At 75.9% G+C, this 14243-nt stretch carries 8 protein-coding genes; 1 reads left to right on the top strand and 7 read right to left on the bottom strand.

Annotated elements, in window-relative coordinates; genetic code table 11:
* From nirD to HOP40_RS02795, 3 genes are read right to left on the bottom strand one after another with little or no spacing between them, the layout of a single operon-like run.
* The gene (nirD, locus tag HOP40_RS02785) at nucleotides 1-390 is read right to left on the bottom strand and encodes a nitrite reductase small subunit NirD (protein ID WP_420821783.1); all 390 of its coding nucleotides are present in this window, start codon (nucleotides 388-390) and stop codon (nucleotides 1-3) included.
* Nucleotides 387-2888 carry a nitrite reductase large subunit NirB gene (gene nirB, locus HOP40_RS02790; protein WP_172154336.1) on the bottom strand — a complete coding sequence of 834 codons (2502 nt, stop codon included), beginning with the start codon at nucleotides 2886-2888 and terminating at the stop codon, nucleotides 387-389. The genes nirD and nirB overlap by 4 nt, the downstream gene beginning before the upstream one ends.
* A complete protein-coding gene (locus HOP40_RS02795) occupies nucleotides 2885-4342 on the bottom strand; it encodes an FAD-dependent oxidoreductase (protein ID WP_172154338.1) in 1458 nt (485 codons plus the stop codon). Before HOP40_RS02795 ends, nirB begins: the two co-directional genes overlap by 4 nt.
* A 109-nt stretch (nucleotides 4343-4451) precedes the next feature.
* Between HOP40_RS02795 and HOP40_RS02800 the strand changes: the two genes are divergently transcribed.
* Entirely contained in the window at nucleotides 4452-5222 is a 771-nt protein-coding gene (locus HOP40_RS02800; RefSeq protein WP_172154340.1) for an isocitrate lyase/PEP mutase family protein, read from the top strand.
* A 1544-nt stretch (nucleotides 5223-6766) separates the two neighbouring features.
* On the opposite strand, the gene HOP40_RS02805 is transcribed toward HOP40_RS02800, so the two are convergent.
* From HOP40_RS02805 to HOP40_RS02820, 4 genes are all read right to left on the bottom strand, one after another.
* On the bottom strand, nucleotides 6767-8815 hold the full coding sequence (locus HOP40_RS02805) for a molybdopterin oxidoreductase family protein (RefSeq protein WP_172154342.1): 2049 nt from the start codon (nucleotides 8813-8815) through the stop codon (nucleotides 6767-6769).
* Nucleotides 8812-10194 carry a nitrate/nitrite transporter gene (locus HOP40_RS02810; RefSeq protein ID WP_240157478.1) on the bottom strand — a complete coding sequence of 461 codons (1383 nt, stop codon included), beginning with the start codon at nucleotides 10192-10194 and terminating at the stop codon, nucleotides 8812-8814. The genes HOP40_RS02805 and HOP40_RS02810 overlap by 4 nt, the downstream gene beginning before the upstream one ends.
* 127 nt (nucleotides 10195-10321) lie before the next feature.
* On the bottom strand, nucleotides 10322-11146 hold the full coding sequence (locus HOP40_RS02815) for a TIGR02569 family protein (protein WP_240157479.1): 825 nt from the start codon (nucleotides 11144-11146) through the stop codon (nucleotides 10322-10324).
* 92 nt (nucleotides 11147-11238) lie between these two features.
* Nucleotides 11239-14235: a hypothetical protein gene (locus HOP40_RS02820; protein WP_172154344.1), complete on the bottom strand. Its 2997-nt coding sequence runs from the start codon at nucleotides 14233-14235 to the stop codon at nucleotides 11239-11241.
* Nucleotides 14236-14243 lie beyond the last annotated feature (8 nt).

Here is a 14243-nt window from a genome sequence, read left to right on the forward strand (position 1 = left end):
CTACCACGGTAGCCCGACGTGCACGTGCCCGTCCTCGACCCGCACCGGATAAGAGGGCAAGGACACGTCCGGGTCGTCGAGGCAGCGCCCGTCGAGGAGGCTGAACGCCTGCTTGTAGACCGGCGACGCAACGGTCGGCACACCGGCGCGGTCGCCGACGATCCCGCGCGACACGACCGCGGCGCCGGAGAACGGGTCGACGTTGCCGACCGCGTGCACCGCGCCGTCGTGGGTGCGGAACAGCGCGACCTGGACGTCGCCGAACAGCGCCGCCACCCCCCGCTCCGGCATCAGCCGCTCCAGCGGGCAGACGCGCTCCCACCGCCCGTGAGCGGCGTCCGTCGCCCCGGCCACGGTTTCCGCGCACGAGGGGTTCTCCACGGCGGTCACGCGCCCACCACCGGCATCCCCAGCGCGACCGGCACCGGCTGCCCGCGCTCCTCGCGGACCTGCACCAGCGGGTCGGGCGTGTCCGGCGCGTTGACGAAGGACACGAAGCGCGCGAGCTTCTCCTCGTCCTCCAGCACGCCGCGCCACTCGTCGGCGTAGTTGCCCACGTGCTCGTCCATGGCGGCCTCCAGGTCGGCGCAGATCCCCAGGGAGTCGTCGACGACGACCGCGCGCAGGTGCTCCAGCCCGCCCTCGAGCGACTCGATCCACGGGGCGGTGCGCTGCAGCCGGTCGGCGGTGCGGATGTAGAACATGAGGTAGCGGTCGATGAGCTTCACCAGCGTCTCCGTGTCGAGGTCGGAGGCGAGCAGCTCGGCGTGGCGCGGGGTGAACCCGCCGTTGCCGCCGACGTAGAGGTTCCAGCCCTCCTCCGTCGCGATGATCCCGAAGTCCTTGCTGCGGGCCTCCGCGCACTCGCGCGCGCAGCCCGACACCCCGGACTTGAGCTTGTGCGGGCTGCGCAGCCCGCGGTAGCGCAGCTCGAGGGCGACGGCGAGCCCGACGGAGTCCTGCACGCCGTAGCGGCACCACGTCGTCCCGACGCACGACTTCACCGTGCGCAGCGACTTCCCGTACGCGTGCCCGGACTCGAACCCGGCGTCGACGAGCCGGCGCCAGATCGCGGGCAGCTGCTCGACGCGGGCGCCGAACATGTCGATCCGCTGTCCGCCGGTGATCTTCGTGTAGAGCCCGAAGTCGCGCGCCACCTCGCCGATGACGATCAGCCCCTCGGGCGTGACCTCCCCGCCCGCGAGCCGCGGCACCACCGAGTACGTGCCGTTGCGCTGCAGGTTCGCCAGGAAGTGGTCGTTGGTGTCCTGCAGGGTGGCGCGCTCGCCGTCGTGGACGTGACCGGGCCCGGTCGACGCCAGGATCGACGCGACGGCGGGCTTGCAGATGTCGCAGCCGCGGCCGGTGCCGTGGCGCGCGACCAGCTCGGAGAAGGTCCGGATCCCGGACCCCCTGACGATCTCGAACAGCTCGGCCCGCGACTGCGCGAAGTGCTCGCACAGCGCCTTGGACACCTCGACGCCGGAGTCCACGAGCAGCTTCTTGAGCAGCGGCACGCACGACCCGCAGCTCGTGCCGGCCCGCGTGCAGCTCTTCAGCTCCGGCACGGTGGCGGCGCCGTCGTGGATCGCGTGCACGATCGCGCCCTTGGTGACGGCGTTGCACGAGCAGATCTGCGCGGAGTCGGGCAGCGCGTCGGCCCCCAGCTCGACCCCGCCGGGCGCGATCATCGCGACCGGGTCGGCCGGCAGCGGCGACCCGACGAGCGGGCGCAGCGTCGCGTACTTCGACGCGTCGCCGACGAGCACGCCGCCCAGCAGCGTGCGGGCGTCGTCGGACACCACGAGCTTCGCGTACGTGCCCGCCACCGGGTCGTTGACGACGACCTCCAGCGCGCCCGGCGTGCTCCCCTGCGCGTCGCCGAAGCTGGCGACGTCGACGCCGAGCATCTTCAGCTGCGTCGACATGTCGAGCTCCGCGGGCGTCATCGTGGCGGGCCCGCCGAGCAGGCGGTCGGCGACGACCTCGGCCATCGCGTACCCCGGCGCCACGAGCCCGTAGGTGCGCCCCTCCAGCGCCGCGACCTCGCCGATCGCCCACACGTGCTCGTCGGAGGTGCGGCAGCGGTCGTCGACGAACACGCCGCCGCGCTCCCCCAGCCGCAGCCCGGCCGCGCGGGCCAGGGCGTCGGCGGGGCGGATGCCGGCGGAGAAGACGACGAGGTCGGCGTCGAGCTCCACACCGTCGGACAGGGTGGCGACCAGCCGGCCCCGGTCCTCGGCGATCCCGTTGACGGAGACGCCGCAGCGCACCGCGAGGTCCTCGGACTCGATGATGCGCCGCAGCAGCGCCCCACCGCCCTCGTCGACCTGCACCGGCATCAGCCGCGGCGCGATCTCCACGACCTGCGGCGAGAGCCCCAGCGAGCGCAGCGCCCGCGCCGCCTCCAGACCGAGCAGCCCGCCCCCGACCACGACGGCCGAGCGCCGACCCGGTCCGGGCCGGGCGACGGCGGCGGCCGCGGCGGCCTTGATCGCGTCGAGGTCGTCGAGGGTGCGGTAGACGAAGCAGCCGGGCAGGTCGCGGCCCGGCACCGGCGGCACGAACGGCACCGAGCCGGTGGCCAGCACGAGCGCGTCGTAGGGCAGGACCCGGCCGGACGCCGTGGTGACGCGGCGGTCGTCGCGGTCGATCGTGACGACCGGGTCGCCCAGGTGCAGGTCGACGGCGTCGGTGAGCTCGGCCAGCGTCAGGTCCTCGGCGCTGGCCCCGTCGACGTAGGACGACAGCGCGACCCGGTCGTAGGCCGGCCGCGCCTCCTCCCCGAGGACGGTGATGCGCCACTCCCCGGACCGGTCGCGGTCGCACAGGGCCTGGACCAGGCGGTGCCCGACCATCCCGTTGCCGATGACGACGAGTTCCCTCATGCCGCTCCCTCCCGCACGGCGCTGAGCACCGGTGGATCGGACTCGATCGGATCGCTCTGGGCCAGCCACGAGCAGATGCCGCGGACGGTGTCGCCGCAGCTCCCGCAGCCGGTGGTGGCGCGCGTGGCCCGCGCGAGCGCGGGCGGGTCGGTCGCGCCGGCGCGCCAGGCCGTGATCAGCGCGCCCTTGGTGACGGTGTTGCAGCGGCACACCACCGCCGACGACGGCAGGCGGCCGGGGTCGGCGGTCTCGGCCGCGCCGGGCAGCGCGCGGCCCAGCAGCAGCGCGAGCCGGTCGCCCTCGGCCACCGGCAGCGCGCCGTCGAAGAACTGGACGACGGTCGCCGCGGCGTCGGGCAGGCCCAGCACCGCGCCCGCGACGACCCGCTCGTCGCGGAACGCCAGCGCGGCGTAGCGGCCCGAGGCGGGGTCGGAGAAGCGCAGCGACGAGGCGTCGAGGAGCGCCGGGTCGCCGACCGTGGCCAGGTCGACGTCGCGCGCCTTGAGCCGGGTGACGGTGCGGGTGCCGCGGTAGCGGGCGGCGGGGTCGGTGCCGGTGAGCAGGTCGGCGAGCACCGCGGCCTGCTCCCAGCCGGGCTGCACCACCCCGGCGACGGCCCCCGCGTGCTGGGCGCAGTCGCCGACGGCGTGCACGCGGTCGTCGGAGGTGGCGAGGCGGTCGTCGACGAGCACACCGGCGTCGGTCGCGATCCCGGCGTCGTGGGCCAGGCCGGTCTCGGCCCGCACCCCGGTGGCGACGACGAGCGCGTCGGCGTCGAGCAGCTCACCGCCGTCCAGGCGCAGCCCGGCCCCGGGCTCCCACCCGAGCGCGCGCACCCCGGTGCGGACCTCCACGCCGAGCCGCTCCAGCGTCGCCGCGAGCACGTGGCCCGCGCCGGCGTCGACCTGGCGCTCCATGAGGTGCGGCCCGCGGTGCAGCAGCGTGACGCGCGTGCCGCGGCCGGCGAGCCCGCGCGCGGCCTCGCAGCCCAGCAGGCCCCCGCCGAGCACCGCGAACCGCGTGCCGGGGCGGGCGCGGTCCAGGATCGCCGCGCAGTCGTCGAGGTCCCGGAATGCGGTGGCGTGCTCGAACCCCGGCCCCGCGGGGACGTGCGCGCGGCTGCCCGTGGCCAGCACGAGCTCGTCGTAGGGCTCCTCGGTGCCGTCATCGGCGAGAACGACCCGGCGACTGCGGTCGATCTTGACGGCGGCGACGCCGAGGCGGAGGTCGATCCGCCGCCGCGCGGCCCAGCCGCCCGGGTACAGCTCGACCGCGCGCGGCGTGAGCCCGCCCGCGAGGACGGTCGAGAGCAGCACGCGGTTGTAGGCCGGGCGCGGCTCGGCGCCGAGGACGGTGAGGCGGACGCGGCGCCCGTCGGGGTCGCGGCGGCGCACCTCGTCGCACAGACGGGCACCCACCATCCCGTTCCCGACCACGACCACCCGGCGACTCATGCGGGCGACGGTAAGGAGCGGCCGTTACGGACGTGCGGCTCCCGGTGACACAGGGGTTACACGGCTCGCACATCGGCGGGTGGGGGCGGTGAGCCCCTAGCCTGCCCCCGTGACCCTCTCCGAGAAGGCCGCCGGACTCCGGCGCCTGCACTCCGCTCCCGAACTGCTCGTCGTCGTCAACGTCTGGGACGCCATCAGCGCGAAGGTGGTGGCCGACCAGGGCAGCACAGCCCTCGCCACCGCCAGCCACTCCATCGCCGCGACCCTGGGCTACCCCGACGGGGAGCAGATCCCGCGCGACCTGATGATCGACATGGTGGGGCGCATCGCCGCCGCCGTGGACCTCCCCGTGAGCGCCGACCTCGAGAGCGGCTACGGCGACGCCGGCGAGACCGTCCGCCGCGCGATCGGCGTCGGGATCGTCGGGGCCAACCTCGAGGACAGGATGCAGCCCCTCGCCGACTCCGTCGCCGCCGTCACCGCTGCGGTGAAGGCGGGCGAGGCCGAGGGCGTCGACTTCGTCCTCAACGCCCGCACCGACGCGTTCCTCAAGGCGGGCGACCGCGACCGCGCCGAGGTCCTGACCGACGCCGTCGAGCGCGGCCGCGCGTTCCTCGACGCCGGCGCGACCTGCGTGTTCGTGCCCGGCAAGTTCGACGAGGCCACGATCACGGCGCTCGTCGAGGGCATCGGGGAGCGGAAGGTCAGCCTCATCCACGTGCCCGGGTCGGTGCCGCAGGCGCGGATGGCCGAGCTGGGGGTCGCGCGGGTGTCGTTCGGGCCGTGGAGCCAGCGGTCGGTGCTGACCCACCTCGCCGGCCTCACCCGCGACCTCCTCGCCGGCGGGGCGCTGCCGGAGGGGACGCAGCCGCTGAACTAGCTGTTCCTTTCGGGTGCGGCGTGGTGGTCGTGGGGGGCCGCCGCGGCGCACCCCCGCGATCAGGGCCTGCGGCCCCGTGTTCGGCGTCGGGCGCCGGTTGCTCCGGCGCCCGGGCCGAGGCCGACGGTCGGACGGACCGAGCCGGGGGTCGGGGCCGGGCGGCGGCTGAGCCGGTGACGGTCGGGCCGGGGCGACGGGCCGAGCCGGCGGCGGACTGGTCGGGCGAGGAGCCGAGCCGGCGGCGGACTGGCCGGGCGAGGAGCCGAGCCGGCGGCGGACTGGCCGGGCGAGGAGCCGAGCCGGCGGCGGACTGGCCGGGCGAGGAGCCGAGCCGGCGGCGGACTGGCCGGGCGAGGAGCCGAGCCGGCGGCGGACTGGCCGGGCGAGGGAGCTGAGCCGGCGGCGGCCGGGCCGGGCGATGAGCCGAGCTGGTGGGCGGCCGGGCGGCCGTCGCGCGGTGATCACCGGGACCGCGCCGCCACGGCCCTCCGAACGACCGCCACGTCACACTTCCGACGATCACCGGCACTGCCGGCCCCATGATCGCGGAAACCGCACCACCACTGCCCGCCCGACGACCCTGACGGCACGGTCCCGGCGATCAAGGCCGGCGCAGCCCGCATGATCGCCGAAACCGCGCCATCACAACCCTCCCAACGACCCCCACGTCACGGTTCCGGCGATCAAGGGCAGATGGCGGCGGCTGCGGTGGTGGCAATGCCGGGTTGACCGTCGGGGCTTCGGATAGGCGGCGGGCCGGAGGGAGGCGGCGGGCCCCGGGCGAGGAGGCGGAGGGCCTGAGGAGTCGGCGGCCCGAGGAGTCGGCCCGAGAAGCCGGCGGCCCGAGAAGCCGGCGGCCCGAGAAGCCGGCGGCCCGAGAAGCCGGCGGCCCGAGAAGCCGGCGGCCCGAGAAGCCGGCGGCCCGAGAAGCCGGCGGCCCGAGAAGCCGGCGGCCCGAGAAGCCGGCGGCCCGAGAAGCCGGCGGCCCGAGAAGTCGGCGGCCCGAGAAGTCAGCGGCCCGGGGAGTCAGCGGCCCGAGGAGTCGCGAGGCCGGGAAGGTGCAGGGCCGGGAGTCCGGAGCTTCGCCAGACCGGAGGAGGCCCGGCCCGGCGGCCACCCCTCCAGTGATCACCAAGACAGCACCCCCACGGCCCTCCCGACGACCCTGGCGTCGCACTCCTGACGATCATCGCCTCCCGAGCCCGAGTGATCGTCGAAACCGCACCACCACCGCCCTCCCGACGACCGCCACGTCACACTCCCGCCGATCAAGGGCAGAGAGCGCGGGGTGAGCGGCACTGGGCCGCATGGCGAGCGGTCGGACCGGGAGCCCGGCACCACCGCCCGCGACAGCTCACCGGAACCGCCCGCTGGAAACGAACCGCCCGCGGTGACAACCGAACCGCCGGCGACCGCCACCGGAAAGCCGCGCCGCGACCAACTGGACCAGGTCCGGAAAGCCCGAAAAGCTCCAGAAGTCCCGATCACTCAGCGTCAGAAAACTACGCAGAGCAAACCCCGAAAATCGTGTGCAGTAGTGAACGTCAGACCCGCTCCAACCGCACCGCGCACACCTTGAACTCCGGCATCCGGCTGATCGGGTCGAGCGCGGCGATCGTCAGGTTGTTGGCCGCCTCCTCCCCACCGAAGTGGAACGGCAGGAACACCGTGTCCGGCCGCAGCGACCCCACGCACCGGACCCGCGCGAGTGTGGAGCCCCGGCGGGAGACGACCCGGGCGCGGTCGCCGTCGACCAGGCCGGCCCGCACGGCCGTGTCGGGGTGCACCTCCACGAACGCCTCCGGCGAGATCCCGGCCAGTTCCGCGACCCGCCGCGTCTGCGCCCCGGACTGGTAGTGCACGAGCACGCGCCCGGTCGTCGCGCGCAGGGGAAAGCCGGCATCGGGGAGCTCCGCGGCCTCGGTGTGGTCGACCGCGATGAGCCGCGCCCGCCCGTCGGCGTGGGCGAAGCGGTCGGTGAACAGGCGCGGCGTGCCGGGGTGGCCCTCGCCGGGCACCGGCCAGTGCAGCGCCTCGCCCGCGTCGATCCGGGCGTAGGTGACGCCGGAGTAGTCGGCCGGGCCGCCCGCCGAGGCCAGGCGCAGCTCCTCGAAGACCTCCTCGGCGTCGCTCGGGAAGCCCTTGACGTCGAGGAGATCGGCGAGCCCGGAGATGACCTCCAGGTCCGTGCGCACCCCTGACGGTGGCGTCATCGCGCGGCGCCGCCGCAGCACCCGGCCCTCGAGGTTCGTCATCGTGCCCTCCTCCTCGGCCCACTGGGCGACGGGCAGGACGACGTCGGCGGCCATCGCGGTCTCGCCGGGCAGGAAGTCGGCGACGACGAGCAGGTCGAGCGCGGCGAGCCGTTCCGCGACCGACCGGGCGTCCGGCGCCGAGACCAGCACGTTCGACCCGAACACCAGCATCGCGCGCGGCCCGTCGTCACGGCCGAGCGCGGCGAGGAGCTCCGTGGCCGAGCGGCCGGGGCCGGGCAGGTCGTCCGGGTCGACGCCCCACACCCCGGCGACGTGCGCACGGGCCGCGGGGTCGGTGATCATCCGGTAGCCGGGCAGCTGGTCGGCCTTCTGACCGTGCTCGCGGCCGCCCTGCCCGTTGCCCTGGCCGGTGATCGTCCCGAAGCCCGACCCCTCGCGCCCGGGGAGCCCGAGCGCGAGGGACAGGTTGATCCACGCCGACACCGTGTCGACGCCGTGCGCGTGCTGCTCGGCCCCGCGGGCGGTGAGGACGTAGCGCCGCTGCGCCCGCGCCAGCCAGCCGACGACCGTGCGCATGTCGGCCGCCGCCACCCCGCACACGCGCTCGGCGCGCTCGGGCCACCACTGCGCGGCGAGCGCCCAGGCGTCGTCGAAGCCGGTGGTGCGCTCGGCCAGGTAGTCGGCGTCGACGTGGCCGTCGACGACCGCGGCGTGCAGCATTCCCAGCGCCAGCACCAGGTCGGTGCCCGGCACGGGCGCGAGGTGCAGCCCGCCCGAGGCGATCGCGCGCTCCGCGGTGGGCGTCCGGCGGGGGTCGATCACGACGAGCCGGCCGGTGAGGTGACCCATCAGCGGGGGCATCGTCTCCGCGACGTTGGCGCCGGCCAGGACGACCACCTCGGCGTCGTCCAGGTCGGTGACCGGGAACGGCAGGCCCCGGTCGACGCCGAACGCGCGGTTGCCCGCCGCGGCCGCCGACGACATGCAGAACCGGCCGTTGTAGTCGATCTGCGACGTCCCGAGCGCGACCCGCGCGAACTTGCCGAGCAGGTACGACTTCTCGTTCGTCAGCCCACCGGCGCCGAACACGGCGACGGCGTCGGCGCCGTGCTCGGCCCGCAGCGCACGCAGCCTCGCGGCCACGTACGACAGCGCGTGGTCCCAGCTCACCGGCTCCAGCGGGGTGTCCCGCGAGGTGCGCAGCAGCGGGGTCGTGAGGCGGCCGGGGTGGTCGAGCAGCGCGCCGGACGTCCAGCCCTTCTGGCACAGGCCCCCGCGGTTCGTCGGGAACTCCCGCGCGTCGACGCCGCCGTCGCCGTCGATCCACTGCCCGCACTGCAGCGCGCAGTACGGGCAGTGGCTGGGGACGCTGGTCACACGCCCGCGTACGCCGCGCGCGGGGCGGTCGCGTCCGCCGGGGCGGGCCGCAGGTAGACGACGTAGCTGACCACCGCGCACACCACGTAGAAGACGAGGAAGGACCAGTAGGCGGTGTCGCCGGACTGGGTCGTCAGGAACGACTGGCGGAAAGCGAGGTTGATGAACAGCCCGCCCAGCGCCCCGACCGCCCCCGCGATGCCGATGACGGCGCCGGAGATGCGGCGGGCCCGCAGGTACGCGGCGGCCTCCTCGGCGCCGCCCGCGATGGCGACCCGCGCCTGGCCGCGGAAGATCGCCGGGATCATCTTGTAGGTCGAGCCGTTGCCCAGTCCCGTCAGCACGAACAGCAGGACGAACCCGGCGGTGAACAGGCCCAGCGAGTCGCTCGCCGAGGCGGCGATGATCACCGCGGTGGCCGCGACCATGGCCAGGAAGTTCCAGAACGTGACGCGGGCGCCGCCGAGGCGGTCGGCGAGCGTGCCGCCGACCGGGCGGATCAGCGACCCGAGCAGCGGGCCGATGAACGTGACGGCCGCGGCCTCCAGCGGCGTGCGCCCGAACTGGTTCTGCAGGACGAGGCCGAACGCGAAGCTGTAGCCGATGAACGAGCCGAAGGTGCCGATGTAGAGGAACGACATGACCCAGGTCTGGCTCTCCTGGAGCGACTCGCGGAAGGCGCCGGTGTCGTTCTTCACCGACGTCAGGTTGTCCATCTTGACGGCGGCGAACACGGCCGCGACCACGATCAGCGGGATGTAGACGCCGAGCAGGATCCGCGGTGCGCCGGTGCCGGCGGTGGCGATGACGAGCAGGCCGATCAGCTGGATCACCGGGACGCCGATGTTGCCGCCGCCCGCGTTCAGCCCGAGCGCCCAGCCCTTCTTGCGCTCCGGGAAGAAGGCGTTGATGTTCGTCATCGACGACGCGAAGTTGCCGCCGCCGAGCCCGCCGACGGCCGCGACCGCGATGAACACCCAGTACGGCGTGCCCGGCTGGATGACGATCGCGGCCAGGATCGTCGGGACCAGCAGCAGCAGCGCGGACACGATCGTCCAGTTGCGCCCGCCGAAGCGCGCCACCGCGAACGTGTAGGGCAGTCGCAGGATCGCCCCGACCAGCGTGGGCACCGCGACCAGGAAGAACTTGCCCGCCGCGTCGATGCCGTACTCGGGGCCCATGAACAGCACCAGGACCGACCACATGGTCCAGATCGAGAACCCGATGTGCTCGGACAGGATCGAGAACCACAGGTTCCGGTTGGCGACCCGGGCGCCCGTGCGCTCCCAGAACGACGGGTCCTCGGGCTCCCAGTGGTCGATCCAGCGTCCGGCCAGCGCTGACCGTGCCGGGGGCTGTTCCTGGTCCGTCGTCGTCACGCCGGGGCCTCTTCTCCGTCGTCGGGTGGGTCGACGCAGAAATTAGGCACGTCCCGTTACGGGCTCGTCCGGTTCACGTGTCACCCGCGATAACCGGTTCTCACCTCGCCGACCGGCAGGTGTGAGGTCAGAGCAGGGCCGTGACGATGCCGGCGGCCCGCTCCAGCCCCGGCAGGGTGCGCGCCGAAGCCTCGGGGTGCTGGGCGTGCAGGGCCAGGCGGTACAGCGCGGCCCGCAGGAGCATCTGCGGCCACTCGTCGAGGTGCGACCAGCGGTGCGGCAGCCCGTCGTCGGCCCCGCCCCAGGCCAGGGCGTCGACGACGACGACCGCGGCCGCCCACTCCGGCGGCCGCCACGCGGGCACGAGGTCGACCAGCGCGGGCACGTCGTCGTCGAACAGGACGGCGCCGAACAGCTCGGCGTGCACCACCTGCGGCGTGACCTGCACGGGCGTGCGGTACGCGGCCAGCTCGGCGTAGAGGGTCCCGCCGGTGGCCGGGTCGAGGCTGATCCGCCGCTCGCCCCACGCCACGGCGGCGGAGCGGGCGAGCAGGTCGTCGCGGCCGTCGAGGACGCGCGGGCGGGTGAGCTCGGCGGTGGCGGCGTGCAGGCGGTTGGCCGCCTCGATCACCGCGTCGTAGCGGGGTTCGAGCGTGCCCGGGACGTAGCGGCTCGCGGCCCAGCCGGCGACGACCCAGCGGCCGTCCGACGAGCGCACCGGGTGCGCCAGGCGCAGGCCCTCGACCTGCAGGCCGTCGAGGACGCCCGCGGACCACGCGGCCACGGCGTTGTCGGGCACAGGACGGACGAGGACGTCGCCGCAGTGCCAGGCGCGCCGGCCCGCCCACACGACGGGGCGCGGCTCGGTGTCCTGGACGCCGAACGCGGTGCGGACGTGCGGCGGCAGGGTGATCCCCGTGGGTCCGCTCGGGAGGACGGGAGCTGCGGTCACGAACGGGCACGCTACCTGCGGAGGGTCCGCGATCAACGTCGCCACGCGGGTGGGGTGCCCGGGATCCTGCAGGTCGGTCCCCCGCGGGGTGGTCAGTCCTCGGGCTCGCCCTCGTCCGAGCCGCTCTCCCCGGCCTCGGACCCGCCCTCGTCGGCGTCCTCGGCCCCGTCCCCGGAGTCGTCCGCGGAGTCGTCTGCCGGCTCCTCCGCCCCTTCCCCGGAGTAGCTGTCGACGAGGTCGGCCTCGGCGCCGAGGGAGTCACTGCCCGACGTGTCGTCCCCGGCCGGCTCGTCGCTGCTCGGGTCGCTGACGTCCTGGTCGTCGCCGGGGTCGTCGCTGCTCGGGTCGTCGCTGCTCGGGTCGCCGCTGGTCGAGTCGCTGCTACCCGAGCCACTGCTGCTCACGCCACTGCTGCTCGGGTCACTGCTGTCGGAGCCGCCGTCCGTGCTGCCACCGTCCTCGACGTCGTCGGTGCCGCTGTCCGTGCCGCTGCTGCCGGAGTAGGTGGTGGCGGGCTCGGTGGTCGCGGCGTCGGTGGTCGCGGGGTCCGTGGTCGCGGAGTCCGTGGTCGCGGAGTCCGTGGTCGCGGAGTCGCCGTCCGAGTCACCGCCGCCGTCCGGCGACACGCCGTACGCCTCGTACACCGCCTGCTCGTAGGCCTCCTGCTGCGACACCTGCTGCGACGCCGGCTGGGACACCGGCTGCGGCACCTCCTGCGACGCCGGCTCCTCCGACGAGGCGGCCATCTCGTTGAGCGCGTCGACCTGCTCGTCGTCCAGGCCCCACGCCGCCAGCGCGGCGGCCGCGACGGCCTCCTCGCTGCTCGTCGCGGACGAGCCCGTGGACGGGGCGGCGGACGGGGCGGCAGAGGTGGTCGGCGGCGTCTCCTGCCGCGCCGCCTCCTCCTCCATCGCCGCCTCCACCAGCGGCGCGGTCCAGGCCGCGCCCGGGGTGCTGCGGACGACGTCGACCGCGAGCGCCGCGTCCTCCGGCCGGCCCACCCCGTCGACGGGGGCGGGCAGGGTCTCGACCGGCGGTCCGTCGGCCGGTGCTGCGTCGACGGGCGGCGGGGCGGACCGGCCCGCGTCGGCCTCCCGCACCGGCGCGGACTTCTGCTCGGCGGCCGGGGCGGCGGTGTCGGGGTAGCGGTCGTCGACGACGGGCGGCGCGCCCGCACCGCCGCCCACCGCGTCGGACACCGGCGACACCACCGCGGCCGGCGCCCCGTCGAGGGCCGCGGGCCCGGCGGACTCCGCGGACGCGGACCCGGAGGCGGGCGGCGGTTCGGCCCGCTCCTCCGAGCGCTCCGCGTCGGCGTCGGCACGGCGGTCGCGCTCCCGGACCTCGTCGGCCGGCTGGTCGGCGGGCTGCTGCGCGGGCTGCTCGGGGCCCTCCACGACGTCGCCGACCGTGTCGACGACCTCCTCGACCGGACCCTCCCCGTCGGCCGGAGCCTCGGAGGCAGGAGCCCCGTCGGCCGGAGCCTCGGAGGCAGGAGCCGGAGCCTCGGGAGCAGGAGCCTCGGGAGCGGGAGCGGGCCCGTCCGCCACCTCCTCCACCGTGTCCACCACGGCCCCCACCGGCCCCGACTCCGCATCCGGAGCAGCGGGAGCAGCGGGAGCAGCGGGAGCAGCGGGAGCAGCGGGAGCAGCGGGAGCAGCGGGAGCAGCGGGAGCAGCGGGAGCAGCGGGAGCAGCGGGAGCAGCGGGAGCAGCGGGAGCAGCCGGAGCGGGTGCCGACTCGGCCGGTGCAGACGAGGGATCCGGCCGCCCCGCCGACCGGTCCCGGTCACGGTCGCGCGCTCCCCCACCGGCGGCGTCCCCGACCGCGTCGACCGTGCCACCGACCGCCCCGTCGACGCCCTCGGCCACCTGGTCGACCGGACCCTCGGCAGGGGCAGCGGGCGCGGCGAGCGCAGCATCCGGGGGCGTGGACGGAGAGGGCGTGTCGTCACCGGGCCCGCGCGGGTCCGGCGGCCCACTGGTGTCGACGTCCTGGCGGGGTGCGCCGTCCGGCTCGTCCCGCCCCCCGACGACGTCGGGCCGGGGCGGGACCGGGCTGGTCGGCGTCGGGGCGGGCACGTCCTCCCCGCGGATGACCTGGCGGACCTCCTCGCCGACCAGCACCGTCTCCTGCACGTCGTCGGGCAGCGGCCGGGCCGCCGCGTCCTCGACGCCGCCCTCCAGCGCCAGGAGCTCGTCGCGGCGGGCGTCGCGCTGCCGCAGCCGCAGGTCGCGCTGCTCGTCGAGCGCGGAGAGCGCCGCGGCCTGCTCGGGCGTGCGCCGGGACGGCGGGGGCGCCGCGGCGAGCGCGGCCTCCAGCTCGGCCAGGCTCCGCTCGGCCTCGGCGAGCTCGGCGCGGGCGTCGTCGAGCGCCTCGAACGAGTCGAGCTGCGAGAGCAGGGTGGCGCGCCGGTTCTCCAGCAGCTCGCGCCGCTCCTCCAGCGCCTCGACGGGCTCGGCCGGGCTCGCGGCGCGCCGCTCCTCGGGCAGCCGCATCCACTCGGCCTCGACCTGCGCGATGGTGTCGAGCTGGCGGTTGACCGAGGCCAGCACGACCCGCGCGTCGCGGGCCCACTCCTCCTCCGACGCGGCGGCGACCGCCGGGGCGGCCTGCGGCTCCGACGCGGTGACGGCGTAGCCGCCCGCGAGGATCCCGGCGGCGCCGAGCACGGCCAGAGCCCGCCGCCGGCGCGGGACGGGGGCGCCGAGCCCGCGGGTCCGGCGCCCGGGCGGGGGCTCGGCGCGGCGGGCGAGCGCGGCGCTGCGGCGGCGCTGGGCGCGGTGGGGCGGCACCTGCGGCGCCACGTCCGGCGGGGTCGGAGCGGCCGCGGCCGGAGCCGCCGCGGCCGGAGCTGCCGGGGCCGGGGCTGCCGCGGCCGGCGTCGGCTCGGGGGGTGCGGGCTCCGCCAACCACGGCAGCGTCGCGGCGAGCTGCGCGTCGCCCCCCGCCTGCACCGCGGCGCGGCGGGCCTGCCGGGCGGCGGAGCGGTGGGCGGCGGTGCAGTAGCGCCGCGGCGGGCGGCCGGGGAGGTCCTCGATGCTCTCGCCGCAGCCCGGCAGGGCGCACCGCCGCACGCTCTCGCTCATCGCCCACG

The sequence above is a fragment of the Pseudonocardia broussonetiae genome, from assembly GCF_013155125.1.
GTDB lineage: Bacteria > Actinomycetota > Actinomycetes > Mycobacteriales > Pseudonocardiaceae > Pseudonocardia > Pseudonocardia broussonetiae.